The sequence below is a fragment of the Bacteroides sp. 11BF genome (assembly GCF_019633765.1).
Classification (GTDB): Bacteria; Bacteroidota; Bacteroidia; order Bacteroidales; family Bacteroidaceae; genus Bacteroides; species Bacteroides hominis.
Genome location: NZ_JAFKPJ010000003.1, coordinates 183,787 through 209,830, shown reverse-complemented (window position 1 = coordinate 209,830; position 26,044 = coordinate 183,787). Strand labels below are relative to the sequence as shown.

General features: G+C 42.7%; 22 protein-coding genes. 11 read left to right on the top strand and 11 right to left on the bottom strand.

Annotation, left to right across the window (positions count from 1 at the left end; all coding sequences use genetic code 11):
- Positions 1 to 26 precede the first annotated feature (26 nt).
- The 6 genes from JZY04_RS04245 to thiD form a co-directional block, all read right to left on the bottom strand.
- On the bottom strand, positions 27 to 236 hold the full coding sequence (locus JZY04_RS04245) for a winged helix-turn-helix domain-containing protein (RefSeq protein WP_005777689.1): 210 nt from the start codon (positions 234 to 236) through the stop codon (positions 27 to 29).
- 724 nt (positions 237 to 960) lie between these two features.
- A complete protein-coding gene (locus JZY04_RS04240) occupies positions 961 to 1,131 on the bottom strand; it encodes a hypothetical protein (RefSeq protein WP_005806034.1) in 171 nt (56 codons plus the stop codon).
- Between the two features lie 40 nt (positions 1,132 to 1,171).
- Positions 1,172 to 2,041: a succinate--CoA ligase subunit alpha gene (gene sucD, locus JZY04_RS04235; RefSeq protein ID WP_122142093.1), complete on the bottom strand. Its 870-nt coding sequence runs from the start codon at positions 2,039 to 2,041 to the stop codon at positions 1,172 to 1,174.
- Entirely contained in the window at positions 2,038 to 3,186 is a 1,149-nt protein-coding gene (sucC, locus tag JZY04_RS04230) for an ADP-forming succinate--CoA ligase subunit beta (RefSeq protein WP_122142094.1), read from the bottom strand. Before sucC ends, sucD begins: the two co-directional genes overlap by 4 nt.
- Before the next feature lie 255 nt (positions 3,187 to 3,441).
- The gene (gene fabD / locus JZY04_RS04225) at positions 3,442 to 4,329 is read right to left on the bottom strand and encodes an ACP S-malonyltransferase (protein WP_022012733.1); all 888 of its coding nucleotides are present in this window, start codon (positions 4,327 to 4,329) and stop codon (positions 3,442 to 3,444) included.
- Positions 4,330 to 4,431: 102 nt separating this feature from the next.
- Complete coding sequence (gene thiD, locus JZY04_RS04220) at positions 4,432 to 5,265, bottom strand: bifunctional hydroxymethylpyrimidine kinase/phosphomethylpyrimidine kinase (RefSeq protein WP_122142095.1); 834 nt, start codon at positions 5,263 to 5,265, stop codon at positions 4,432 to 4,434.
- A 342-nt stretch (positions 5,266 to 5,607) separates the two neighbouring features.
- Between thiD and JZY04_RS04215 the strand changes: the two genes are divergently transcribed.
- The 4 genes from JZY04_RS04215 (at position 5,608) to xylE (ending at position 10,820) form a co-directional block, all read left to right on the top strand.
- A complete protein-coding gene (locus JZY04_RS04215; protein ID WP_005806044.1) occupies positions 5,608 to 6,339 on the top strand; it encodes an NUDIX domain-containing protein in 732 nt (243 codons plus the stop codon).
- 50 nt (positions 6,340 to 6,389) lie between these two features.
- The gene (locus tag JZY04_RS04210) at positions 6,390 to 7,895 is read left to right on the top strand and encodes a xylulokinase (protein WP_122142096.1); all 1,506 of its coding nucleotides are present in this window, start codon (positions 6,390 to 6,392) and stop codon (positions 7,893 to 7,895) included.
- Between the two features lie 92 nt (positions 7,896 to 7,987).
- The gene (gene xylA / locus JZY04_RS04205) at positions 7,988 to 9,307 is read left to right on the top strand and encodes a xylose isomerase (RefSeq protein WP_122142200.1); all 1,320 of its coding nucleotides are present in this window, start codon (positions 7,988 to 7,990) and stop codon (positions 9,305 to 9,307) included.
- A 64-nt stretch (positions 9,308 to 9,371) separates the two neighbouring features.
- The gene (xylE, locus tag JZY04_RS04200) at positions 9,372 to 10,820 is read left to right on the top strand and encodes a D-xylose transporter XylE (protein ID WP_022012729.1); all 1,449 of its coding nucleotides are present in this window, start codon (positions 9,372 to 9,374) and stop codon (positions 10,818 to 10,820) included.
- Positions 10,821 to 11,375: 555 nt separating this feature from the next.
- On the opposite strand, the gene JZY04_RS04195 is transcribed toward xylE, so the two are convergent.
- Complete coding sequence (locus tag JZY04_RS04195) at positions 11,376 to 12,584, bottom strand: nucleotide pyrophosphatase/phosphodiesterase family protein (protein WP_022012728.1); 1,209 nt, start codon at positions 12,582 to 12,584, stop codon at positions 11,376 to 11,378.
- 105 nt (positions 12,585 to 12,689) lie between these two features.
- Between JZY04_RS04195 and JZY04_RS04190 the strand changes: the two genes are divergently transcribed.
- The 3 genes from JZY04_RS04190 to JZY04_RS04180 all read left to right on the top strand — a co-directional run bounded on the left by JZY04_RS04190 (position 12,690) and on the right by JZY04_RS04180 (position 15,435).
- A complete protein-coding gene (locus JZY04_RS04190) occupies positions 12,690 to 14,231 on the top strand; it encodes a carbon-nitrogen hydrolase family protein (RefSeq protein ID WP_005777718.1) in 1,542 nt (513 codons plus the stop codon).
- A 115-nt stretch (positions 14,232 to 14,346) separates the two neighbouring features.
- Entirely contained in the window at positions 14,347 to 14,979 is a 633-nt protein-coding gene (locus JZY04_RS04185; RefSeq protein ID WP_005777720.1) for a peroxiredoxin, read from the top strand.
- A gap of 210 nt (positions 14,980 to 15,189) precedes the next feature.
- Positions 15,190 to 15,435 carry an RNA-binding protein gene (locus tag JZY04_RS04180; protein ID WP_005777722.1) on the top strand — a complete coding sequence of 82 codons (246 nt, stop codon included), beginning with the start codon at positions 15,190 to 15,192 and terminating at the stop codon, positions 15,433 to 15,435.
- 73 nt (positions 15,436 to 15,508) lie between these two features.
- Here the strand turns inward: JZY04_RS04180 and JZY04_RS04175 are convergent, their stop codons facing one another.
- Genes JZY04_RS04175 through JZY04_RS04165 form a run of 3 tightly spaced genes read right to left on the bottom strand, consistent with a single transcriptional unit; the run spans position 15,509 to position 18,573 of the window.
- Positions 15,509 to 16,900, bottom strand: coding sequence for a cytochrome-c peroxidase (locus tag JZY04_RS04175; protein ID WP_005777723.1), 1,392 nt, complete (start codon positions 16,898 to 16,900; stop codon positions 15,509 to 15,511).
- Positions 16,901 to 16,915: 15 nt separating this feature from the next.
- Entirely contained in the window at positions 16,916 to 17,701 is a 786-nt protein-coding gene (ccsA, locus tag JZY04_RS04170; RefSeq protein ID WP_005806056.1) for a cytochrome c biogenesis protein CcsA, read from the bottom strand.
- Positions 17,698 to 18,573 (bottom strand): cytochrome c biogenesis protein ResB, encoded by an 876-nt coding sequence (locus JZY04_RS04165; RefSeq protein WP_122142097.1) that lies wholly within the window; start codon positions 18,571 to 18,573, stop codon positions 17,698 to 17,700. Before JZY04_RS04165 ends, ccsA begins: the two co-directional genes overlap by 4 nt.
- A 270-nt stretch (positions 18,574 to 18,843) precedes the next feature.
- Between JZY04_RS04165 and JZY04_RS04160 the strand changes: the two genes are divergently transcribed.
- On the top strand, positions 18,844 to 20,109 hold the full coding sequence (locus JZY04_RS04160; RefSeq protein ID WP_181996310.1) for a S41 family peptidase: 1,266 nt from the start codon (positions 18,844 to 18,846) through the stop codon (positions 20,107 to 20,109).
- A 66-nt stretch (positions 20,110 to 20,175) separates the two neighbouring features.
- On the opposite strand, the gene JZY04_RS04155 is transcribed toward JZY04_RS04160, so the two are convergent.
- Complete coding sequence (locus JZY04_RS04155; protein ID WP_122142098.1) at positions 20,176 to 21,225, bottom strand: DUF2776 domain-containing protein; 1,050 nt, start codon at positions 21,223 to 21,225, stop codon at positions 20,176 to 20,178.
- Between the two features lie 224 nt (positions 21,226 to 21,449).
- Here JZY04_RS04155 and ileS point away from each other — a divergent pair, with 224 nt between their 5' ends.
- From ileS to JZY04_RS04140, 3 genes are all read left to right on the top strand, one after another.
- On the top strand, positions 21,450 to 24,875 hold the full coding sequence (gene ileS / locus JZY04_RS04150) for an isoleucine--tRNA ligase (RefSeq protein WP_122142099.1): 3,426 nt from the start codon (positions 21,450 to 21,452) through the stop codon (positions 24,873 to 24,875).
- 35 nt (positions 24,876 to 24,910) lie between these two features.
- Positions 24,911 to 25,291 (top strand): TraR/DksA C4-type zinc finger protein, encoded by a 381-nt coding sequence (locus JZY04_RS04145; RefSeq protein WP_005777736.1) that lies wholly within the window; start codon positions 24,911 to 24,913, stop codon positions 25,289 to 25,291.
- A gap of 112 nt (positions 25,292 to 25,403) precedes the next feature.
- Positions 25,404 to 26,036: a lipoprotein signal peptidase gene (locus JZY04_RS04140; protein WP_005777738.1), complete on the top strand. Its 633-nt coding sequence runs from the start codon at positions 25,404 to 25,406 to the stop codon at positions 26,034 to 26,036.
- Positions 26,037 to 26,044: the final 8 nt, after the last annotated feature.

Sequence of the window (26,044 nt, the reverse complement as noted above, 5' to 3'; positions counted from 1 at the left end):
TGACAGTCAATTCTCTTAAAGTAAAATCAGAAAGCATCATGACTGACATATAGCAGGTAGTTGTGTCTCTGAATAAAAATATTATTTTCTCTGGCTAACCAACCTACTGCAAGTGCAACATCTTCAGCGCTGAGGTTAATTTTCCGACTAAGTTCCTGAATAGATATTTTTCCCCTCATTTCATTCAGGGTGCGCCATACTTTGCCGGCGTTTTCTCCAATTGTTTCTAATTCCATTTTACATTATTTGGTTATGTTCCTAATATACAGAAAAACATTCAAATACAGAATTTTTAAGTCATGTTTTTATTCTGGTTTTGCATTTTTTAGTGTAAATCTCAAGTACTCTTTACCGGATAATCCGGCTTTGGAACAAGAAGAGTAAAATAAACCATATTTGTGCAAATAATAAGGGGGATTAACTAAAAAAGGAGTCCGCGATAATCCCGGCCTCCTTTTTCAAACGTTTTTTTCAATCAAACTCTGTTTTATAATCCTTTATTCATGGAGCATTACATAGCCCCAAATCATAGAATCGGAATTACCGATTCTATCCAACAATCTTTTTACCCATTTCATAATCTCAAATTTTTATGTTATACCTTGAAAACATTACAAATGTAAGGGAGAAATATGACGATTGAATTGACGTAGGATAAAAAGGCTGTTTTAAACTGTTTGTTTTTGATGTATGTCAATGATTGCAGGATAATCCTGTTACATCTTATCAAAGAATAACCCGACAAAGAGTAAATGTGAAAATAAATAGTTAAAAGATGGATGAAAACGGAACAAAGTAGATAAAATACCGTCTTATTATAAATGTTATACAACTGATAAAGTGAGGGAGCCGTACACCCTTTATGCGTAGCCATTCCCGAAGGTAGCCGGGAGTATTCTATTTCCTTTGAAAAAGCCCGTACAATTTTTGTACGGGCCTTTTATTATGCAGAAAAGTGATTCAATCGTTATTATCTTCCTCGTCGTCGACCAAATTATTAAGTTCCACTTCCAGATCAACTAACTCTTGCTCCCATATCTTCAGTATCTCTCTGGGGGTATCTTTGGGAGCTTTCTTAATTCTTTCCTGAGCAAGAGATACCTCATGCTCTAATTCCTTGCGCCTGCTCATATCGTTAAGTCTATAAGTTTGATGAATTAAAATGATTTGTTCAAAAACGACCCTTTAACAGGTCCGGTATTTCCGAAGGTTCGCCGGCGACCCTGATTCCTGCAATCTCCAATGCTGAAATTTTTTCGGCAGCAGAACCGGAACTTCCGGATATAATGGCTCCGGCATGTCCCATCTGCTTGCCCGGCGGGGCAGATTGCCCTGCAATAAATGCTACTACAGGTTTAGTTACATGTTTACGAATATATGCTGCGGCCAGTTCTTCTGCATTTCCTCCGATCTCACCAATCATAACAATAGCATCTGTTTGAGGATCATTCTGTAACATTGCCAATAATTCGCGGAAATAAAGTCCAACAACAGGATCTCCTCCCATGCCGATAGCGGTGGATTGCCCCATACCTTCGGCTGTGAGATGTGACACGATTTCGTAAGTCAGTGTTCCGCTTCGGCTTATCACTCCTATATTGCCCGGACTGAATACCTGTCCGGGAAGAATACCTACCAGACTTTTCCCCGGAGAGATAAGCCCCGGACAGTTTGGTCCAATCAGTTTTGCCCCTTTCTGTTCAGCAAACCGATAGGCTTTTATCACGTCCAGTGTCGGAATTCCTTCTGTAATGCAAATAATCAATCGGATACCTGCGTCGGCAGCCTCCATAATAGCATCAGCAGCAAAACGGGCCGGTACAAAAATAATAGATGTATTGGCCTGTGTGCGACGGACAGCTTCATACATGGTATTGAATACCGGAAAGGTATCATCTACCATTGTGCCTCCTTTTCCGGGCGATGTGCCACCCACTACATTAGTTCCATATTCAGCCATCTTTTTTGCATGAAAGAGTCCGTCCCTGCCTGTAATTCCCTGTACCAGGAGCCGGGTGGATTTATCAATAAGTATGCTCATATCGATTCTTTTTTTAATGATTCTACAGCCATCCGAGTAGCTTCTTCCATTGTTTGTGCTACCTGAAAACGACTATTTTTACTCAATAATTCACGTCCCATACGTTCGTTCGTACCCGTTAGTCGTACAATAATAGGGATATCCGTATGTATCTGGTCAAATGCCTGCAATAGTCCGATAGCCACGTCATCACCTCGGGTGATGCCACCGAAAATGTTGATAAAGACAACCTTTACCTTTTTATCATCCAGCAATAATTTCATTGCTTCTATTACTTTGATAGGATTCGAGCTACCGCCAATATCAAGAAAATTTGCCGGATTACCTCCATAAAGTTTAATCATATCCATGGTTGCCATAGCTAAACCGGCTCCGTTAACCATACAGCCAATTTCGCCATCCATACGGACATAACTGAATCCCCTCTCTTTGGCAATAGCTTCAAGCTTTTCATCTTCTGTAGGTTCTGATAGTTTCTGCAAATCCGAATGACGGTAAAGTGCGTTATCATCAAACACCACTTTCGCATCAATTGCCAGTAATGTACCCGTAGGGGTAAGTACCAATGGATTAATCTCAGCCAGTGAGGCATCCTTTTCAATAAATGCTTTGTAAAGGTTTTGAATAATGGTTGTCATCCGATTGGCCTGCTCTGCTTGTTCGAATAGAGAGAAAGCAAATTTACGTGCCAGATAATCGGGAATCCCGACCAGAGGATCAATGTTGTAACGCATTATTTTTTCGGGATATTGACGAGCCACTTCCTCAATGTCCATGCCACCGGCTGCACTCATGATCAGTACAACAGAACGTGTATTACGATCTATCGTAATACTGATATAATATTCTGCGGCGATATTGATGGCTTCACTAAGAAGGACTCTGGTTACGGGATATCCTTTAATGGTCATCCCCAAAATCGTTTGAGCATATTGATAGACATCTCTGTCGTTATCGGCAAGTTTTACCCCACCGGCTTTTCCACGGCCCCCGGTCAATACTTGTGCCTTAATTGCAACCCGGTTTACACCCATACGGTGGTAAGCGGCTACAGCGCCGTCTGCAGTATGGCACAAAGCATGTCTTTCGACAGGTATTCCGTAAGAGGAGAAAATCTCTTTTGCCTGATATTCGTGTACTTTCATTGGACAAATAGGTTTGTTTCTAATTATAACAAAAGCATAGGCAAAAAGGTTGCAAAGTACTCAGGACACGCCAGATATGTCCACCCATCGGATTCACTTGTGCAAAATGGGTATAAAGGCAACTGGATATCTCCTTAAAACCAGAAGGAAGATTGTAAAATCAAGATATCGGATATGTTATTTTAAAAAAGTAACACCGAAACCCTATAGAAAGAGTTTCGGTGTTGTATTATAGGAAAGTCTTCAAAAAGACTTTTATGCAATTCCGTGAGCAGATACTGTAGAGTCGATCTTCTTGATCAGCCCTTGTAATACGGCGCCCGGTCCACATTCTGTGAAGTCGGTAGCACCGTCGGCAACCATATTCTTTACGGTTTGAGTCCAGCGTACAGAAGCTGTCAATTGAGCAACCAGGTTCTTTTTGATTTCTTGCGGATCTGTATGAGGCAGAGCATCCACATTCTGGTAAACCGGACATTTCGGAGTGTGGACTTCGGTTGCGTTGATAGCAGCTTCCAGTTCTACTTTGGCAGGATCCATCAGAGGAGAGTGGAATGCTCCACCTACCTTCAGCGGAAGTGCACGTTTTGCTCCGGCTGCCTTCATCAGTTCGCAAGCTTTCTCGATTCCCGGTACAGATCCGGAAATTACAATCTGTCCCGGACAGTTGTAGTTAGCCGGTACACAAACTTCGCCTTCGGCAGCAACAGCCGCACAGATTTCTTCTACTTTCTCATCAGGCAGAGCGATAATGGCAGCCATTGTAGAAGGAGTAGCTTCACAAGCCTTCTGCATTGCCATGGCACGTGCATAAACCAGTTTCAAACCGTCCTCAAAAGAAAGAGCACCGGCAGCAACCAATGCAGAAAACTCACCCAATGAGTGTCCGGCAGTCATTTCCGGTTTGAAATCTTCCCCCATGCAAAGCGCAGAGATAACAGAATGAAGGAATACAGCAGGTTGGGTAACCTTGGTCTGACGGAGGTCTTCGTCAGTACCGTTGAACATAATATCTGTAATGCGATATCCCAGGATATCATTTGCTTTTTCAAACAATTCTTTTGCTAAAGCTGAAGTTTCATACAGGTCTTTGCCCATACCTACGAACTGGGCGCCTTGACCGGGGAATACAAATGCTTTCATATTTTTGTTTTTTAATTTAATTTGCGGGTGCAAAGTTATATATTTTTGCAATATGATAGCACAGAATTGACAAAATTGTGCAATAGAGAAGCGTTTTTCGGTTTATTCCTCTTCTTTATCTTCCCATATATTGGCTTTTTCCGGTCCCCAGAAATGACACAACGGGCCGTTGCCATGACCGACAATTATTTCTTTTCCGGCATCAATGGCCCTGCTGACATATGTTTTAGCTTTGCCTACTGCCTGATCCATTGGAAGTCCTGATGCCAGATAGGTGGCGATTGAAGAAGAGAGAGTACATCCGGTACCATGTAAATTCCGGCTTTCTATTTTTCTCTCCTTATATATATAGGTGTTTCCGCCCGCAAACAATACATCCTGCATTTCGTTTCCCTGCAAGTGTCCTCCTTTCACCAATACCGCAGTATGATACATCGTGGAGAGCGTCCGGGCCGCATCTATCATCTCTTCCACTGTGGTTATTTTCATTCCTGTCAGCACTTCCGTTTCATCCAGATTGGGAGTTATCAGGGTTGTTTGCGGGATAAGTTCTTCTTTAATCAACTGTATTGCATCGTCAGTCATTAATTTCCGCCCACTGGTAGACACCATAACGGGGTCATAAACCACCGGGCGGTGAGGGTATTTCCGTAAACAATCCGCAATCACTTTTACGAGGAGCGGTTCACTTACCATACCTATTTTCAGAGTATCTGGACATAAGTCGTCCATTACCGCTTCAATCTGTCCCTGCACAATCCCGGCGGGAACCGTGTGTACAGCCTTCACTCCCCTTGTATCTTGTACGGTGACTGCGGTAATCACCGATGCCGCGTATGCGCCCAGAGCAGAAATCGTTTTAATATCTGCCTGTATACCCGCCCCTCCCGAACAATCGGAACCGGCAATAGAAAGAACAACCGGATAACGTTTCATTTTAGTTTTTTTTAATAATTCTACAACAAAGATAGGATAAAAACAAAGAAGATACAAAATGACACACCTTATAAAATACAATAAGTCCGCCGTAAAACCAATGGTCTGCCATCAATCGAAAGAGCTGATTATAAAGTATCCCCGTCTTTTTGTACTTTCTACAATTACTGTCTTTCCTGGAAGGTAGAAATACATATTGTTGTCTATACAATAAGATGAATACTCCTTAGTGTAAAACATACGATATGTATATATATGAAAAACAATGCTTTATAGCATATAATTTAATTGCTTACCAGATGAGAATATCTCTATATTTGCAATGTTCAAAGACTAAATATTATGCATGACATACCGAAACAAACCCCATTGGCAAACAATCATATCTCAGTAGACTGTGTAGTGATTGGTTTTGACGGAGAGCAACTCAAAGTCCTGTTGATTAAGCGGGTAGGAGAGGAAAACGGAGAAGTTTACCATGATATGAAGCTTCCCGGGAGTCTGATCTACATGGATGAAGACCTGGACGAAGCAGCACAACGTGTTTTATTCGAACTGACAGGTATCCGGAGCGTCAACCTGATGCAATTTAAAGCATTTGGTTCTAAGAACCGGACGAGCAATCCTAAAGATGTGCGTTGGTTGGAACGGGCAATGCAATCGAAAGTAGAGCGCATTGTCACCATAGCTTATCTATCGATGGTAAAGATAGACCGGGCGTTGGACAAAAACCTGGATGAGTTCCAGGCCTGTTGGGTGGCACTGAAAGACATAAAGACGTTGGCTTTTGACCATAATCTGATTATCAGAGAAGCGCTGATTTATATCCGGCAATTTGTGGAGTTCAATCCTTCGATGCTGTTTGATCTGCTGCCGCGCAAGTTTACCGCTTCCCAACTTCGGATCTTGTTCGAACTGGTATACGACAAAGCAGTGGATGTACGCAACTTCCATAAAAAGATAGCCTTGATGGAGTACGTCGTACCATTGGAAGAAAAACAAACCGGAGTGGCCCACCGGGCAGCCCGCTATTATAAATTCGACAAAAAGATATATAATAAGGTAAGACGGTAAGTCTTATGGAGATTTTATTTTAAATCACAAATTAATTAATAAACAAGATCATGTTTTTATTAGGGTATGACATAGGCAGCTCGTCTGTCAAAGCGAGCTTGGTAGATGCCGGGACAGGCAAATGCGTCGCTTCCGCATTCTTTCCGAAAACGGAGGCAGGCATTATTGCCGTACGCTCCGGATGGGCAGAACAGGAACCGGAAGACTGGTGGGAGAATCTGAAACTCTCCACACAGTCCGTCCTTTCAGAATCGGGGATAGCTGCCGGAGACATCAAGGCCATCGGCATCTCTTATCAGATGCACGGCCTGGTATGTGTAGACAGACAGCAGCGCGTGCTGCGCCCGGCTATAATCTGGTGCGATTCGCGTGCGGTCCCCTATGGACAAAAGGCGTTCGAAACGATCGGAGAGGAGTTTTGCCTTGCGCACTTGCTTAATTCTCCCGGCAATTTTACCGCTTCTAAACTGGCATGGATAAAGGAAAACGAGCCGCACATTTACGCACAGATTGATAAAATTATGTTGCCGGGTGATTATATTGCCATGAAACTGAGCGGAGAAATCTGTACGACAGTCGAAGGGCTTTCCGAAGGTATGCTTTGGGATTTCCGGAATGACCGTAAGGCAGATTTCCTAATGCAATATTATGGGTTCGATTCCTCTCTGATAGCCGACATCCGGCCAACTTTCGCCGAACAGGGACTATTAACCGGGAGTGCTGCCCGGGAACTTGGATTGCAGGAAGGTACACCGATCACTTACCGTGCTGGCGACCAACCCAACAACGCTCTTTCCTTGAATGTATTCAATCCGGGTGAAATAGCTTCCACTGCCGGAACGTCGGGAGTCGTATACGGAGTAAACGGGGAAATCAGCTATGATCCGCAGTCGCGTGTCAACACCTTTGCGCATGTCAATCATACTGCCGCGAATCCACGTCTGGGTGTATTGCTTTGCATCAACGGAACAGGAATTCTCAATTCGTGGATAAAACGCAATGTCGCTCCGGAAGGCATCTCATATACAGAGATGAACCGCCTTGCTTCACAGGTTCCGGTTGGCAGTGCAGGCATCAGCATTCTCCCTTTTGGTAACGGGGCGGAACGCATGCTGAGCAACCGGACGACCGGTTGCAGTTTTCACGGTATTGACTTCAACATGCATGACAAGGCGCATTTGATCCGTGCGGCACAGGAAGGCATCGTCTTTTCCTTTAAATATGGTATCGATATTATGGAAGGAATGGGTATCCCTGTCGAAAAGATCCATGCCGGACATGCCAATATGTTTCTCAGCCCCATTTTTCGTGAGACATTGGCCGGCACGACGGGAGCTACCATTGAACTTTATAACACAGATGGTGCTGTCGGCGCAGCCAAGGGTGCCGGGATGGGAGCAGGCATCTACAAAAACCATCAAGAGGCTTTCGCGTCACTCGACAAGCTGGAAGTCGTTGAACCCGATCCGGTCCGGCAACAGGAATATGCCGATGCATATGGACGTTGGAAACAATGCCTGGCCCGATCTATGCAGATGAATAAAGAAAACGAATAATCATAAGATAAAAAAATGAATCATCAAAGCTGTCTCCTGTGCTTTCTCCAAATGAAGAAGGAGCGGGAGAAGCTCCTAAAATTTTAAATAATATGGCAACAAAAGAGTACTTCCCAGGTATAGGGAAAATTAAGTTCGAAGGTAAAGATAGTAAGAACCCGATGGCATTTCGTTATTACGATGCCGAGAAAGTGATTAACGGCCGCAAGATGAAAGACTGGCTGAAGTTTGCAATGGCGTGGTGGCATACACTTTGTGCCGAGGGCGGTGACCAGTTTGGAGGCGGAACCAAACAATTTTCATGGAACGGTGACCCTGATCCCTTACAGGCAGCCAAGAACAAGATGGATGCAGGTTTTGAGTTTATGCAGAAGATGGGTATTGGATATTATTGTTTCCACGATGTAGACTTGGTTGCAGAAGCTGATACCATCGAGGCCTATGAAGCCAACCTGAAAGAGATGGTTGCCTACGCAAAGCAGAAGCAGGCCGAAACCGGTATCAAACTATTGTGGGGAACAGCCAATGTATTCAGCCATGCTCGTTACATGAACGGTGCGGCTACCAATCCCGATTTCGATGTTGTGGCCCGTGCTGCTGTTCAGATTAAGAATGCGATTGACGCCACTATAGAACTGGGGGGGACAAACTATGTCTTTTGGGGCGGACGCGAAGGATATATGTCGCTGCTGAATACCGACCAGAAACGAGAAAAAGAACATCTGGCACAAATGCTCACCATTGCCCGTGACTATGGCCGCGCACAAGGTTTCAAAGGCACCTTCCTGATTGAGCCGAAACCCATGGAGCCGACCAAGCACCAGTATGATGTCGACACCGAAACCGTCATCGGTTTCCTGAAAGCTCACGGGCTGGAACGCGACTTCAAAGTGAACATTGAAGTGAACCATGCCACCCTTGCGGGACATACATTTGAACACGAACTGGCAGTGGCTGTAGATAACGGTATGTTAGGATCTATCGATGCAAACCGCGGCGACTATCAGAATGGATGGGATACCGACCAGTTCCCGATTGATAACTTCGAACTGACACAAGCCATGATGCAGATTATCCGTAATGACGGATTGGGCAACGGCGGAACAAACTTCGACGCCAAGACCCGCCGGAACTCTACCGATCCGGAGGATATTTTCATTGCCCACATTGCCGGAATGGACGCGATGGCACGTGCTTTGGAAAGCGCAGCCAATCTGCTCAATGAATCTCCTTACCGGAAGATGCTGTCCGAACGCTATGCCTCGTTCGATACAGGTAAAGGGAAAGAATTTGAAGAAGGTAAAATGTCTCTGGATGAACTTGTTGCTTATGCAAAATCCAATGGTGAGCCGAAACAAACCAGTGGTAAACAGGAGTTGTATGAAGCGCTCGTTAACATATACTCACTATAAGTCCGTACAATGCGGTTTGCAGACAGTTTCCGTCTGCAAACCGTAATTCAAAAAAGCTAATGCCATGAATCATACCAACGAAGGTAGCAAGCTCTACCTGTATTCCATCACATCGGTAGCCATCCTGGGCGGACTGTTGTTCGGCTATGACACCGCTGTGATTTCGGGAGCTGAGAAAGGGCTCGAAGCCTTCTTCCTCACAGCCACAGATTTTCAATACGACAAAGTGATGCACGGCATCACCTCTTCAAGTGCACTGATTGGTTGCGTACTGGGTGGTGCATTGTCCGGCATCTTTGCTTCACGGTTGGGTCGCCGCAACTCGCTGCGACTGGCTGCCGTTCTCTTTTTCCTTTCGGCACTGGGGTCATATTACCCCGAGTTCCTGTTCTTTGAATATGGAAAAGCTGATATGAACCTGCTTATAGCCTTTAACCTTTACCGCATCGTAGGTGGTATCGGTGTGGGGCTGGCATCTGCTGTCTGTCCGATGTATATTGCCGAAATAGCACCATCCAATATCCGGGGTACACTGGTGTCCTGCAATCAGTTTGCCATTATTTTCGGCATGCTGGTAGTCTACTTTGTAAACTTCTTGATTTTGGGTGACCACCAAAATCCGATCATCCTGAAAGATGCCGCCGGTACACTTTCCGTCAGCAGCGAATCGGATATGTGGACCGTAACCGAAGGATGGCGATACATGTTTGGTTCCGAAGCTTTTCCGGCTGCCTTCTTCGGCATGCTGCTCTTCTTTGTACCCAAAACTCCCCGCTATCTGGTGATGATCGATCAGGATCAGAAAGCATATTCCATTCTAAAGAAAGTGAACGGAGCCGCCAAGGCACAAGAAATCTTGGCGGATATAAAGGCTACTTCGCAGGAAAAGGCAGAAAAGCTGTTCACTTATGGCGCAACAGTGATTGTCATCGGTATTCTGCTTTCCGTTTTTCAGCAGGCCATCGGCATCAATGCCGTGCTTTATTACGCACCTCGAATATTCGAAAATGCCGGCGCCGAAGGGGGAGGAATGATGCAAACCGTCATTATGGGGATTGTCAACATTATCTTCACACTGGTAGCCATCTTTACCGTCGACCGTTTCGGTCGTAAGCCCTTACTCATCATCGGGTCCATCGGTATGGCGGCCGGGGCATTCGCTGTTGCCTTGTGCGACAGCATGGGCGTCAAGGGGATACTTCCCGTGCTGTCGGTAATTGTATACGCAGCCTTTTTCATGATGTCGTGGGGACCTATTTGCTGGGTACTGATATCCGAAATCTTTCCCAACACCATCCGTGGCAAAGCCGTAGCCATTGCCGTAGCATTTCAATGGATATTCAATTACATTGTTTCGTCCACCTTCCCTGCCCTCTATGATTTCAGTCCGATGTTTGCTTACAGCCTTTATGGGGTCATTTGTGTGATTGCCGCACTGTTTGTATGGCGTTGGGTGCCCGAAACCAAAGGAAAGACATTGGAAGATATGAGTAAACTTTGGAAAAAACATTGATGGGAGAGGATTCTTGCCCCATTCCACTTTGAAAGCAGAATGGTCTGAATACTGACCGAATGTAGCATATACTTATCTATTGCTGACATGCACTTTTTATGAATCCGGCGAACCGGAAGCGTAATAACATGAAGCCTATAGTCCTACCCCTCTCAGAAGTAACGTGAGAGGGATAGAACGATAGGCTTTCGGACAAATTACAGTAAGCAAAGAGAGAAAATGGTTACTGCATTTGCTCATTATGCCGTAACCATCCCATCCGGATGATTACTACATTTGCCCCATATGGTATAATGATATTATAAAATGGTAAGAACGCAGACCTTTTTTCTCTATTTGAGCGCAAAAGATCAACAAGCGAAAAATAGAAAAAAGATCACTGTTTAGAGCCGACTCCGATCATAAAGCTTAAAATAACACAATCCTATTGTGCATATTGTAATAAATATACGCAATAGACTTGCATTCTTAAATAGACTGATTCAAATTCCGGGCGTTTTTTTTCTCCGCCTTGCCCATTGGACAGAAATATGCTATACTACACGCAGTAGATTATCAAAAAGACAGATCTTTCAGAATGTCTTTTATCCTTTCAAACTGTCCGTCCGTTTTCTCCGGAGTGATCTTCATCAAATACGCCAGTAACGGATAAATATCTACATTGACAAAACCTTTCGATTCATATCCTTCCTTAAAGTCGGGACCGCAGGCACGAAACATTACTTGCATATCCGGACTTTGCGGAAAATAACCATGAGCACCTTTCAGCGCACGCGGCACATCGGTAAATTGCCATCCCAATTCGGGAGCCACTACAATATCTCCAACACGGTCACTGCTTCCGTAATTCAGCTCAGCAGGAATCTCTTCTTTTTTCCAAACATGGATGTGGGCTACATTTTTTAAAGCATTGTATACCGAGTCACGATATTCCGGCTTGGTAAAGATAGAAGTCGGTGTCCGCCCGTCTACCGCTTCGCACCATTCCGGACGCAGATATTTATTCATATCTACCACCCGGTCGTCACTGATTTCCGTCATCCCATGATCGGCAGTAACAATCAGGTTGACATCTTTTCCGAAGGGGAGAGCAGCGATTCCCTGTCGCAACATTCCTATCAGACTATCCATACGATGTACGATAGCGGCAGCTTCCGCGCTTTGAGGACCATGATGATGCGTCACTCCATCCGGCTCCTCAAAGTAAAGCATAACAAAACGGGGACGTTCCGCTTCCGGCTTTCTCAGCAGAGCGATGGTCGAATCTACCCGTTGCTCAAAAGTAAGACGGGGCTTTTCTGCATATTCCCGGTAATAAGTGGGGTAGCAACCTTTAATGGCAATATCCGAACCTACCCAATAGATGTTTCCTGTTTTTACACCTTGCTTCTGAGCTGTTATCCAAATCGGTTCACCCAGATAATAGTCGGGATTGTTTCGTGTGGCAGGATCTCCCATGGAGTATTGCCGATGCCGTTTTACATCCCAGAAAGTGTTGTTGATAATACCGTTATGGTCAGGTACCAGCCCCGTAGCCAATGTATAATGGTTGGGGAAAGTAGATGCCGGATAGGAGGGGAGCATAGTTGCCTTAACCCCTTCGCGGGCCATCTGGTTCAGGTTAGGGGTATCATACATCTCCGGGTAATCCCAGCGGAAGGCATCCAACGAAACAATTACGGTGTAGTGCGGAGCCTTGTCCTGCGCTGCCAAAGTAAAAATAAAGAAAACATAGCAGCAGAAAGAAATAATAAATTTACGCATACTCTTGATAGTTGTTATGAAGTGCAAAGGTATAAAATTATATGAAAGCTGTCCGGTTATAAAGATAAAGCTTACCTTTGCAACGTTTTTTTAATACAAGTTACTATGGATTATCCTCATAAAATTAATAAGGTACAGATCCGTAACCTCCAGATTGAAGATTACGCTCAATTATCCCAATCGTTTACACGTGTATATTCGGACGGAAGTGATGTTTTCTGGACACACGGACAGATTGAGAAACTAATCAAGATTTTCCCCGAAGGGCAGATTGTAACCGTAGTCGACGAGAAGATCGTTGGCTGTGCACTCTCTATCATTGTAGATTATGATAAAGTGAAGAACGACCACACTTATGCCCAAGTCACAGGGAAGGAGACTTTCAATACCCACACAGCCCAAGGAAATATCCTATATGGCATCGAGGTCTTTATTCATCCCGAATATCGCGGATTACGGTTGGCACGGCGCATGTACGAATATCGCAAAGAACTTTGCGAAACGCTTAACCTGAAAGCGATCATGTTTGGCGGACGTATTCCGAATTACCATAAATATGCTGACAAGATGCGTCCCAAAGAGTATATTGACCGCGTACGCCAGCGGGAAATCTACGACCCGGTGCTCACTTTTCAACTTTCCAATGATTTCCACGTTCGGAAGGTGATGACCAATTATCTGCCGAATGATGAAGAATCCAAACATTATGCTTGCCTGTTGCAATGGGACAACATTTACTATCAGCCCCCTACACAGGAATACCTTGCTCCCAAAACGACGGTTCGCGTAGGATTGGTGCAGTGGCAGATGCGCAGTTACAAAACTTTGGACGACCTTTTCGAACAAGTAGAATTTTTCGTTGATGCCGTATCCGACTATAAAAGCGACTTTGTGCTTTTCCCCGAATACTTTAATGCGCCACTGATGTCAAAGTACAATGATAAAGGCGAATCACAAGCTATCCGCGGACTGGCCCAATATACCGAGGAAATTCGTGACCGCTTTATCAATCTGGCAATCAGCTACAATATCAATATCATTACGGGCAGCATGCCGCTGATAAAAGAGGACGGACTGTTGTACAACGCCGGTTTCCTCTGCCGGCGTGACGGAACTTACGAAATGTATGAAAAGCTTCATGTCACTCCGGACGAAATAAAGAGCTGGGGACTGAGCGGGGGCAAACAGTTGAAAACATTCGAAACAGACTGTGCCAAGATCGGCATATTGATTTGTTATGATGTAGAGTTTCCCGAACTTTCCCGCCTGATGGCCGACCAGGGAATGCAGATTCTGTTTGTGCCGTTCCTCACCGATACTCAAAATGCTTATTCACGTGTACGGGTCTGTGCACAGGCACGTGCCATTGAGAACGAATGTTTTGTTGTAATAGCCGGCAGCGTAGGCAATCTTCCCCGTGTACATAACATGGACATTCAGTATGCCCAGTCTGGGGTATTTACACCTTGCGACTTTGCCTTCCCGACGGACGGAAAGCGCGCTGAAGCCACTCCGAATACAGAAATGATCCTGGTTTCGGACGTAGATCTCGATTTGCTGAATGAGTTGCATACTTATGGCAGTGTACGTAACTTGAAAGATCGCCGGAACGATGTATATGAAGTGAGATTTAAGAAGCCGCAATAGATTTTGTCTATTATCCGATAGATATTATAAATCGTTAAACTTTGGTAGCAAACAAAGATTCTGATAGCTTTGTTTCCGAAATGAATCGTTTAATAACTTCTAAAACAAGAAAATTATGAGATCATTAATTGGAAAACAAGCGCCGAAATTTGATGCCACGGCTGTAATCAATGGGCATGAAATCGTTCAGGACTTCTCGTTGGATCAGTATAAAGGGAAAAAGTATGTAGTATTCTTCTTCTATCCGATGGACTTTACTTTTGTATGCCCCACCGAACTGCACGCATTTCAGGAAAAGCTCGACGAGTTTGAAAAACGGAACGTAGCTGTGGTAGGTTGCTCGGTCGACTCTGAATATTCTCATTTCTCCTGGTTGCAGATGCCCAAGAGCGAGGGAGGTATCCAAGGCGTGAAGTATCCTATTGTGTCCGACTTTTCTAAATCAATCTCTGAAAGTTACGGAGTACTGGCCGGAAGCTATGCTCCCGATGAAAATGGCAATTGGGTATGCGAAGGGGCACCGGTGGCTTTCCGCGGTCTGTTTCTGATTGACAAAGAAGGTGTAGTGAGACATTGTGTCATCAACGACTTACCATTGGGACGTAACGTAGACGAAGTACTGCGTATGGTGGATGCCTTGCAACATTTTGAAGAGTATGGCGAGGTTTGTCCGGCCAATTGGTCGAAAGGTAAAGATGCCATGAAAGCAACCGAAGACGGAGTGGCCAGCTATCTGAGTAAACATTAATAGAGACACATCTGTAAGAAAAAAGGGCGTTTATTGAAAAATAAATGCCCTTTTATAGTTGATAATCCAAATATTATGGCGTTCTTTGCTGCCGAAAACAATTGATCGTTTTATTTTACTCTATTTTCTACTGAATCAGTCGAATCCGGATCTAATCTCAAACTTCTGTTGTTTCTAAATTTATTTATCAATTTTTATTTTTTTTATTTTATGAACATGTACATTGGAAACCTTAGCTATCGTGTTAAGGAAGCAGATTTGAGACAAGTAATGGAAGAGTACGGAACAGTTGATTCAGTAAAACTGATCACCGACCGCGAGACTCGCAAATCTAAAGGATTCGCATTCGTTGAAATGCCGAACGACGACGAAGCAAAAAATGTTATCGCTGAGTTGAACGGTGCTGAATACGAAGGCCGTCAGATGGTTGTTAAAGAAGCCCTGCCTCGTAACTAATCCATTTATAGCATAAAACAAGAAAAGGATACTCTTTGCAGAGTATCCTTTTCTTGTTTTTATCCGGCAGACATTACAATGCCTTGCTCTGATTATCATTGGTCAGTGGTTTACCTTTATACTCTCCGGTCAGTGTTTCCAGGAAAGCTACTATTTTATTCAGTTCATCTTCCGGCAGATTCTTGTCTACCTGATATTTGGCCATATAATCCACGGCCTCCTTCATTGTTTTCATGCTACCGTCATGAAAGTAAGGAGCTGTCAAGGCAATGTTTCTTAAACCGGGAACTTTGAAACGATGTTTATCACGATCATTTTGGGTCTGTTTGAAGCGTCCGTTATCTTCTTCTGTCAATTCAATGCCACGATCTGCAAAATAATCTCTCTTCACACCCATTAACTCGTAAGACTGACCACCCAAAGTTTCACCTACATGGCAAGTAGCGCAATCGTATTTCTTAAACAATTCGTATCCGGCAAGTTCCATATCGTTAATAGCAGTCTTTTCACCTTTCAGATAAAGGTCGAAACGAGAATTGGGAGTGAGCAATGTCTTTTCGAACTCTTCGATAGCGTCAGTGATATTCTTTTCCGAATATCCGTCGGGATATACAGCTAAAAAAGCTTTGGTGAAATTAGCGTCCTGTTCGAGTTTTGCAATGATTTCGTCAAAAGACTGGCAAGCCATCTCGACCGGATTCAACGGAGGACCGGCAGCCTGCTCGGCAAGTGTTCCGGCACGTCCGTCCCAGAACTGCACGAAATTGTAGGCAGCATTGTATACCGTCGGAGCATTCACACCTCCGAATTGTCCACCTACACCTTCTGAATATTGCTTGTTGTCTACCCCTCCCGTATTCAATCCATGGCATGATGCACATGAAACGGTGTTGTCGGCCGAAAGGCGAGTATCGTGATAAAGCATATCTCCCAAAATCACTTTACGCATATCTACCGGAATGGAATCAGCGATGGGACGCACCGGCTCGTTAGCGAATTCGGCTGAAGCCAGCCCGTTAGCATAATGTGCCAGACGGTGTTGTTTTGCCCACGCCATAGCCATTTCCTTTTTAGCATCTGTCACACTGGCTCCCCAGTGTACCATATAGTAGGCATGTTTGGGCATTGTTCCGTCCATGATCACTTTCTCTACTTTGGCCAAAGCCACTTTTCCTACAGGTTTACCGACTTTTAAGGCTTCAGCCATTTCGGTCATGTCAAAAGCGCGATAACCTTGTTCCACGTCCTTCTGAACCATTCCGCCGGCAACAGGCCAGTTTGCATAAAAAGGAAGATCCGGACTACCCGAATGGCATTGCAGGCAGCCACCGGAAGTAATGATCTCTTGCATCTGAGCGTCAGCGGCAAGCTCTTTTGACGGAGCCTGATTTACGACGCGGTAAGTGATAGCCAAAGCTCCGACCGTCACCAGTAATGCGATGATAAATTTTGTACTTTTCTTCATTGTGGATTCTTTTAGTTAATTATTACGATTATATAAATGTACACTTTGTTGAGCCGAAGGCAAATAATTTACTCCATACCAACACATCTGCAAAGCCAAAAAGGAGAAAATAAGTATGACATACAGCATCTTTTTACGAAACCTGCCCCGTAAGCGCAGGTGCATATATAATAGGTATCCCATCCAGGTAACCACTGCCCAGGTCTCTTTGGGATCCCAACTCCAATAATTTCCCCAGGCCTCCTTTGCCCATAAAGATCCAAGAAGCATGCCGATCGATAAAAAAGCCACACCAGAATAGACCAGATTATCTGCTGTCACCAAATATTCTTCTTTGTGGTGTACAAGCCCGCAAATAGCAATAATGAAAGCACATCCCAATACAGAGTAGGAGAACATATAAACTGTGACATGGGGAATAAACCAGACACTTTGCAAAGCCGGCATAAGTGATTGGTCATGTATCTCGGGCTTCAGCAAATTGATGATAACAAAAACAGTGGACAGCAGAGTAGAGAAAGAAAGTATCCATCGATATTTCCAGCGAATATACGTCAACAGCCCGGCAATCCCCATAAAAAAGGAATACCACAAACGGGTTTCACCCATAGTGCGAAGAGGAGGGCGTTGCAGAGATATCCATAGCCCGGCAATGAATATCCCCAGACAAGTAATTCCTGCTACAGTCAGTACAACAGCTATTTTACTTTGTCCCGATGAACGAAGTGCCGATATGGCACCCGTAAGCCAAAGGCAGATGGAGACGGTTGCAAACAGATAGAAGTTATCCCAGGTTATCATGATTTAGCTTTTTTAGGACCATTAATAAATAGCAGAACAGCTCCTGCTAACATCATTAAAATACCAGTCACCATTACATATTTCCAGGGTTGACGTACAATCTGAAGAATGCAATATTGGGTATTTCCCACATTACGTGTATCATATCCGGTCAGATAAATATCTTCTCCCAAACGGTAACTGTGAGGATGATTTACTTCAAGCGTAGTTCTCTGCTCTCCAATACGTACATCTGCCGCAAAACGCGAAGGCATCCCGTTCGGATAATACTCTGTATTGAAAGAGTAGAGTTCCAATTCATAATCCAGATAATAGGCTTTCCCATCCATACTATAGGCTTCGCGTCCCGGTTGTCCGGCATAAAGCGGGATCCGTAATGTCTGCACATCGCTGCTACCGAAGAATCCGGCAAATAAAGCGAGCCATAATCCCAAATGGTTCAGGAGAAAACGCTTCTTTGCCGGTACACGATGATAGAAAGCATGGATAACCACCATTGCCAGATTACTCAATAATAGAAAAAGAATGGCAATGAATATCCAGGAAGTCATAAAGTTATAGCATCCCAATGAGGCTGGGACTCCTGATATGGATGCAGCTTCTGCTTCCGATAATTGGGGAAACAACCCGATAACCAAGCTGCCACCTACTAATAATAAGATTGATAAAATACTTGTCCGGGAAGACAGCAGAAAACGGGTTAACGGCAACTTATTCCCTTCTTTATAGAGACGCCATAATAAATAGACCCATATAACTGCTACAATCACATTCAGAGGGAATGCAAAAAAAGATAAGGGGAAATTGCCTGTCATAGTTTGCAATAATGCCGCTATTACAAAATATGCAGTTACTAATAGTTTTTTGTGCATAGTTGTGCCTTTATATGGTGCAAAGTAAGTAAAAATATGCCAATAAACGTATAAAAGGGCTATTAATTTGTATTAAATACAATTTTGAAGTAGATTTAAATTAAAAAGGAAAGTTACTATTTATAATATTGGTTGGGGATGGCCGGGATACAAAATAAAAGAAAATATAAATTAGTACTTAGAATAAAGTAGCTTTCCAGGAGATTATCTATATTAGCATTCACAAAATAGCTTTAATCATTAAATGTCTAATCTTAAAAACGGCAAAACATGAAAACTCCATCTTTAATTCTGATGATAATCATTTTATGTAATCTCAGCATCCCAATAAATGCTCAAGTACTAACCTCCCGCCAGCAAAAAGAAGATTTTGACACCTTATATAGCTTATTATGTCAAGTACATCCGGATTTATTTATGTATCAAACGCAAAAAGAATTCGAAGAAAAGCATGATTCAATATATCGCTTGTTAAATAAAGAACGAAACGTTTCTGATTTCTACTTTATAGTCTCTCCATTTGTTGCATCTGTAAAAGATGGTCATACTAATTTCGCAATTCCTGCTACTCCAGACAGAATCGACTATTTGAATCATGGAGGACTGACTCTGCCTTTACGCTTAAAAATAGTAGACGATAAGATCGTAGTTGATTTCCCCTTAATATCCTGTTCGATGCAGGAAAATGATGAAATAACATGTATGAATAATATAAATAGTCAAACTATATTAAGCCAATTGTATCTCTTACTGGGAGCTGAAAAAGGAAACGCTATTAAGGAAAATCAATTGACCCTTTATCTTTCTACTTTGCTATGGTATAAATATAATTGGGGTGACAAATATGATTTTACAATTAAAAGGGGAAATAAGATCTGGAAAGAATCATTGAATGGCATCGGACAAATAGATGCCCTCCCTGTTTTAAAAGCAAAACTTGGAAAAAGCCTGCCGCAATTTAGTTATACTCTAAGCCCCGATAGACAGACTGCTACTCTGCAAATAATGAACTTATATCAATTACCACAACTAAAACAATTTTGTGACTCTGTCTTTTCGGTGATTAACAGAGAGCATGTACCCAATTTGGTTATAGATATCAGGAATAACAAAGGAGGGTCAAGTGACGGAATTGACATGCTTCTATCATACTTATCGCATGATGCTTATACATTATATACTAAAACTGATTTAAAAATCAGTTCATACTCAAAACTGTATAATAAGCAAAAACATCCGGAAACCTATGAAGAGATCAAAAATTTACCTGACGGATCTTTATTTGCTATTCAAGATTCTTCTGTAGCGGGAAACCGGAATAAAGCAGATATTTATAAAGGAACAGTTACAGTATTGGTAAATGAAACTACTTATTCCGGAGCGTCGACATTTGCATCTGCTATTAAAAAATCTCATGCAGGAAAAATTCTTGGTGAAACCGGCTGTCCAAATGTATATTTTGGCAATTATATGTCATTCACATTACCCAATTCCCGATTAGAATATTATGTCTCACTTAATAAATTCTATGAATAAATGAACTCTCTAAAAAGAAAGCGGAATTGTGAACTCCGCTTTCTTTTTAGTATTGTCCTATTGCATTTATTTTGAAGATGTTCCACTCTCAAGAATACTGACAATTGAAAAGAGGGTGAAGCAAATGGCCCCTAAACCGGCTAATACGCGTGCAGGGATAAAATAATCATCGTGTGTTGTACCTAATTCGAAGGCGAAAGAGGCCAGAAACAGACAAGCTAATGCTGTTAATACCGGAATCAGAGGGATGCGGTTGGCCAAAGCAAATTCTCGTCCCCAGATTTTTGCCAGTAGAATTACTTTACTGGAAATACTGTAACAAACAAGGCCAAGCCCAATCATAATATATCCGATAACCCCATTTGTACTGCTTGAATCGGCAAAAATAACAAACAGCCCCCAAAGGAGGGAAATAGTTCCCATCAATAATACGAGTTTCGGCCATTGTTTACGTTCTTTATCCGTATATACATTTCTGATTTGACGGGCAATAGTAGCGACCAAAGCAATCAGGCTCGTGCAAATACAAGCCAGACCTGCCATCACATGCCCTGCTACGAAATAAGCAGGATGTACATCGCTTTGGGCCAATAAAACAAAAGCCCATATCCAAGCAATCAACGAGACAATAATAGCTATTGTTTTTAATACAAGTTCTTGACCTTTAGTAAACGCTCCTTTAGGAATATCATTACCAATCATTTTTGAGTTGGCAGGAATCAGTGAAAAACGGGTAGAAGATGTTGCAGCAGTTGCTACACAAGTAGTTATCAGTCCTACTCCGGCAACCACATGCCCAGCCACAAAGGAAGAGGCAGAGGCAGATCCGGTAAACATACAAATTCCACCAATAATAGTAACGGCAGCAGCCAAATAACCGATAATAGGCAGTGCGTACAGAGAACCGCGCCCATAAGTATGTATGATTTGCCGGATAATAGTAGCAGCCGTTGCAAACAATGCAATACAAATCATACCTAATGAAAAGACTACAGGACCTGCCACCAATCGGTTAGGATCATCTCCATATGCACTGATAAATGCTCCGTAGCCGAAACAAAACAGAGCCATCGCCAAAGGAATTGCTCTGAACAATATACTAATACCGTAATTCATAACATATAGGGTTTTAAAATTTCCCTGATAAACAAGGCATATAGTTTTTTGTTTTGCTCCCCTTACTACTTTTTACACTCTTTTCACAAGGCGGTCCTTCCTGTCAGACTGAAATTAAAAAGGCTTTTCTTGTATGAAAACGAATGTTTTTGTACATTTGCACCCTTAAAATAGGGAGGGTATCCCGATCTTAAATTGTAAATAGTAAAATTGTAAATATAGCCATGAGCAAGAAATTTGCCGAATATTCGCAGTTCGACCTCTCGCAGGTGAATAAGGACGTATTGAAAAAATGGGACGAAAACCAGGTTTTCGCCAAGAGTATGACAGAACGTGAAGGCTGTCCTTCGTTTGTTTTCTTCGAAGGACCTCCATCAGCTAACGGTATGCCGGGTATTCACCATGTAATGGCTCGTTCTATAAAAGATATTTTCTGTCGTTACAAAACGATGAAAGGATATCAGGTGAAACGTAAGGCAGGTTGGGATACACACGGACTCCCTGTAGAATTAGGTGTAGAAAAGTCTTTAGGGATCACCAAAGAGGATATTGGAAAAACAATTTCTGTAGCAGAATACAATGCTCATTGCCGTCAGGATGTAATGAAATTCACAAAAGAGTGGGAAGACCTGACTCATCAAATGGGGTATTGGGTGGATATGAAGCACCCGTACATCACATATGACAACCGTTACATCGAAACACTGTGGTGGTTATTGAAACAATTGTATAAAAAAGGATTACTTTATAAAGGATATACTATCCAGCCATATTCTCCGGCAGCCGGAACAGGATTAAGTTCACATGAACTGAATCAGCCGGGATGCTATCGTGACGTGAAAGACACAACGGTAGTGGCACAATTTAAGATGAAGAACCCTAAACCCGAAATGGAAGAGTGGGGTACTCCTTATTTTATAGCATGGACTACTACTCCATGGACACTACCTTCGAATACAGCACTTTGTGTAGGTCCTAAAATTGACTACGTTGCAGTTCAATCGTACAACGCATATACAGGACAGCCAATCACGGTAGTATTGGCAAAGGCATTGTTGAATGCACATTTCAACCCGAAAGCAGCCGAACTGAAGCTAGAAGATTATAAACCAGGTGATAAGTTGGTTCCTTTCAAAGTAATTGCTGAATATAAAGGTACCGATTTGGTAGACATGGAATATGAACAATTAATTCCATGGGTAAATCCGGGAGAAGGTGCTTTCCGTGTAATACTGGGCGATTATGTAACAACAGAGGACGGTACGGGTATTGTACACATCGCTCCGACATTTGGTGCGGATGATGCTCAAGTGGCAAAAGCTGCCGGTGTGCCTCCATTACAGTTGGTTAATAAAAAAGGTGAACTTCGTCCGATGGTAGATCTGACCGGTAAATTCTATACTTTAGATGAGTTGGATGAAGAGTTTGTAAAACAGCGCGTTAACGTAGATTTATACAAAGAGTATGCAGGTCGTTTCGTGAAGAATGCTTATGATCCGAATCTGTCCGATCAGGATGAATCATTGGATGTAAGTATCTGTATGATGATGAAAGTTAATAATCAGGCTTTCAAAATAGAAAAGCATGTGCATAATTACCCGCACTGCTGGCGTACAGACAAACCGGTGCTTTATTATCCGCTGGATAGTTGGTTTATTCGTTCTACTGCGTGCAAAGAGCGCATGATAGAGTTAAATAAAACCATTAACTGGAAACCGGAATCTACCGGAACCGGACGTTTTGGCAAATGGCTGGAGAACCTGAATGATTGGAATCTGAGCCGTTCCCGTTACTGGGGTACTCCGTTGCCTATTTGGCGAACAGAAGACAACAGCGACGAGAAATGTATAGAGTCGGTTGAGGAGTTATATAATGAAATCGAAAAATCGGTTGCCGCAGGGTATATGCAATCGAACCCCTATAAAGATAAAGGTTTCATACCGGGTGAATATAATGAAGAAAATTATAATAAGATAGATCTCCATCGCCCATATGTAGACGATATTATCCTTGTTTCAAAAGATGGTAAGCCTATGAAACGCGAAACAGACCTGATTGACGTATGGTTTGATTCGGGTGCAATGCCTTATGCACAGATCCATTATCCATTTGAAAATAAAGAGTTATTGGATAGCCATCAGGTATATCCGGCAGATTTCATTGCAGAAGGTGTGGACCAGACACGTGGATGGTTCTTCACTCTACATGCCATTGCAACCATGGTATTTGGCAGTGTTTCATACAAAGCAGTCATTTCAAACGGATTGGTATTAGACAAGAATGGCAATAAAATGTCTAAACGCTTAGGAAATGCAGTTGATCCGTTCTCTACTATCGAGAAATATGGGTCCGATCCCTTGCGTTGGTATATGATTACCAATTCTTCTCCATGGGATAACCTGAAGTTTGATGTAGAAGGCATCGAGGAAGTTCGTCGTAAATTTTTTGGTACTTTATACAATACCTATTCTTTCTTTGCTTTGTATGCTAATGTAGACGGGTTTGAATACAAAGAGGCTGATGTTCCGATGAGCGATCGTCCGGAAATTGACCGATGGATTCTCTCTGTACTGAACACATTAATAAAGGAAGTAGATACCTGTTATAACGAATATGAACCGACTAAAGCAGGACGTTTAATTTCTGATTTCGTAAACGATAATCTGTCTAACTGGTACGTCCGCCTGAACCGTAAGCGTTTCTGGGGTGGTGGATTCACTCAGGATAAACTATCTGCATATCAGACTTTGTATACATGTCTGGAAACGGTAGCCAAATTAATGGCACCTATCGCTCCTTTCTATGCAGACCGTCTGTATGGCGACCTAATCGGTGCAACAGGACGCGATAATGTAGTTTCTGTCCATCTGGCGAAATTCCCGGAATACAATGAAAAAATGGTAGATAAGGAACTCGAAGCACAAATGCAGATGGCACAAGACGTTACTTCCATGGTGTTGGCATTGCGTCGTAAAGTGAATATTAAAGTTCGTCAGCCGTTGCAGTGTATCATGATTCCTATAGTGGATGAAGCACAAAAAGCCCATATCGAGGCTGTAAAAGCACTTATCATGAGTGAAGTCAACGTAAAGGAGATTAAATTCGTTGATGGTGCAGCCGGCGTTCTGGTGAAAAAGGTTAAATGTGACTTCAAGAAATTGGGACCAAAATTCGGCAAACAAATGAAAGCTGTAGCAGCAGCTGTAGCAGAAATGTCACAGGAAGCTATTGCCGAACTCGAGAAGAACGGCCGTTATACCCTTAATTTAGATGGGGCAGAAGCTATTATAGAAACTGCAGATGTAGAGATCTTCAGCGAGGACATTCCGGGATGGTTGGTTGCCAATGAAGGGAAATTGACTGTTGCGCTGGAAGTTACTGTAACGGAAGAACTTCGCCGTGAAGGAATTGCACGTGAATTGGTAAACCGCATTCAAAATATCCGTAAATCAAGTGGTTTCGAGATTACAGACAAAATAAAAATAACATTATCTAAAAATCCGCAGACAGATGATGCGGTAAATGAATATAATGGTTATATTTGTAACCAAGTTTTGGGTACATCCCTTACTTTGGCAGACGAAGTAAAAAGCGGTACAGAATTAAATTTCGACGACTTCTCTTTGTTTGTGAATGTAGTGAAAGAATAATTCTAATACTAATAACCTAATAAACAGTAAAAGTTATGGCAGAAAAGACAAGATATTCGGATGCGGAGTTAGAAGAATTCCGTGCCATCATTAATGAAAAACTGGAACTAGCACAACGTGACTATGAACAGTTAAAACTAAGCTTAATGGGACTGGACGGAAATGACACAGATGACACGTCCCCCACATATAAAGTCTTGGAAGAAGGAGCAAATACATTGTCGAAAGAAGAGACTACACGTTTGGCTCAACGCCAACTGAAGTTTATTCAGGGTTTACAGGCTGCTCTTGTACGTATCGAGAATAAAACGTATGGTATTTGCCGTGAAACAGGAAAATTAATTCCGGCAGAACGTTTGCGTGCTGTGCCTCATGCTACACTGAGCATTGAAGCAAAGAACAGTGGAAAGAAATAAATAGTAGGCTACGAGCTACCTATTGCAAGAGACAAGTGTATACACGGCAATATCGTGTTTCTCTTTAGCTTGTAATTGGTAGCTCGTATCTTATATAACATAGCTTAACAAAATGAAGAAACTACTCACGAAAGGACAAATCGCTCTGCTCGTCATTTTTTCTGTGCTGATTATTGATCAAGTGATTAAAATCTGGATCAAGACTCATATGTATTGGCATGAGAGTATCCGTATTACAGATTGGTTTTATATTTATTTTACCGAAAATAATGGTATGGCGTTTGGAATGGAGATATTTGGAAAACTCTTTCTGACTACATTCCGAATCGTTGCAGTAGGCTTGATAGGGTGGTACTTATATAAAATAGTAAAAAGAGGATTAAAAACCGGATATATCATTTGTGTATCGTTAATCTTGACCGGTGCACTGGGTAACATTATTGACAGTGTTTTCTATGGAGTCTTTTTCAACGAAAGCACACATTCACAAATAGCCAGTTTTATGCCCGAAGGAGGTGGTTACTCCACTTGGTTCTATGGTAAAGTAGTTGATATGTTTTATTTCCCGATTATCGATACAAACTGGCCGGCATGGATGCCTTTTGTAGGTGGAGAGCATTTCATTTTCTTTAGTCCGATCTTCAATTTCGCAGATGCCGCCATTAGCTGCGGAATTATTGCCTTATTACTGTTCTATAGCAAATATCTGAATGATTCATACCATCATTCTGTGACCAAAAAGTAAAAAAGAGG

Excerpts from the sequence above, each read along its gene's own strand:
- JZY04_RS04245 (WP_005777689.1), bottom strand. The coding sequence starts at position 236 with ATGGAATTAGAAACAATTGGAGAAAACGCCGGCAAAGTATGGCGCACC.
- JZY04_RS04240 (WP_005806034.1), bottom strand. The coding sequence starts at position 1,131 with ATGAGCAGGCGCAAGGAATTAGAGCATGAGGTATCTCTTGCTCAGGAA.
- sucD (WP_122142093.1), bottom strand. The coding sequence starts at position 2,041 with ATGAGCATACTTATTGATAAATCCACCCGGCTCCTGGTACAGGGAATT.
- sucC (WP_122142094.1), bottom strand. The coding sequence starts at position 3,186 with ATGAAAGTACACGAATATCAGGCAAAAGAGATTTTCTCCTCTTACGGA.
- fabD (WP_022012733.1), bottom strand. The coding sequence starts at position 4,329 with ATGAAAGCATTTGTATTCCCCGGTCAAGGCGCCCAGTTCGTAGGTATG.
- thiD (WP_122142095.1), bottom strand. The coding sequence starts at position 5,265 with ATGAAACGTTATCCGGTTGTTCTTTCTATTGCCGGTTCCGATTGTTCG.
- JZY04_RS04215 (WP_005806044.1), top strand. The coding sequence starts at position 5,608 with ATGCATGACATACCGAAACAAACCCCATTGGCAAACAATCATATCTCA.
- JZY04_RS04210 (WP_122142096.1), top strand. The coding sequence starts at position 6,390 with ATGTTTTTATTAGGGTATGACATAGGCAGCTCGTCTGTCAAAGCGAGC.
- xylA (WP_122142200.1), top strand. The coding sequence starts at position 7,988 with ATGGCAACAAAAGAGTACTTCCCAGGTATAGGGAAAATTAAGTTCGAA.
- xylE (WP_022012729.1), top strand. The coding sequence starts at position 9,372 with ATGAATCATACCAACGAAGGTAGCAAGCTCTACCTGTATTCCATCACA.
- JZY04_RS04195 (WP_022012728.1), bottom strand. The coding sequence starts at position 12,584 with ATGCGTAAATTTATTATTTCTTTCTGCTGCTATGTTTTCTTTATTTTT.
- JZY04_RS04190 (WP_005777718.1), top strand. The coding sequence starts at position 12,690 with ATGGATTATCCTCATAAAATTAATAAGGTACAGATCCGTAACCTCCAG.
- JZY04_RS04185 (WP_005777720.1), top strand. The coding sequence starts at position 14,347 with ATGAGATCATTAATTGGAAAACAAGCGCCGAAATTTGATGCCACGGCT.
- JZY04_RS04180 (WP_005777722.1), top strand. The coding sequence starts at position 15,190 with ATGAACATGTACATTGGAAACCTTAGCTATCGTGTTAAGGAAGCAGAT.
- JZY04_RS04175 (WP_005777723.1), bottom strand. The coding sequence starts at position 16,900 with ATGAAGAAAAGTACAAAATTTATCATCGCATTACTGGTGACGGTCGGA.
- ccsA (WP_005806056.1), bottom strand. The coding sequence starts at position 17,701 with ATGATAACCTGGGATAACTTCTATCTGTTTGCAACCGTCTCCATCTGC.
- JZY04_RS04165 (WP_122142097.1), bottom strand. The coding sequence starts at position 18,573 with ATGCACAAAAAACTATTAGTAACTGCATATTTTGTAATAGCGGCATTA.
- JZY04_RS04160 (WP_181996310.1), top strand. The coding sequence starts at position 18,844 with ATGAAAACTCCATCTTTAATTCTGATGATAATCATTTTATGTAATCTC.
- JZY04_RS04155 (WP_122142098.1), bottom strand. The coding sequence starts at position 21,225 with ATGAATTACGGTATTAGTATATTGTTCAGAGCAATTCCTTTGGCGATG.
- ileS (WP_122142099.1), top strand. The coding sequence starts at position 21,450 with ATGAGCAAGAAATTTGCCGAATATTCGCAGTTCGACCTCTCGCAGGTG.
- JZY04_RS04145 (WP_005777736.1), top strand. The coding sequence starts at position 24,911 with ATGGCAGAAAAGACAAGATATTCGGATGCGGAGTTAGAAGAATTCCGT.
- JZY04_RS04140 (WP_005777738.1), top strand. The coding sequence starts at position 25,404 with ATGAAGAAACTACTCACGAAAGGACAAATCGCTCTGCTCGTCATTTTT.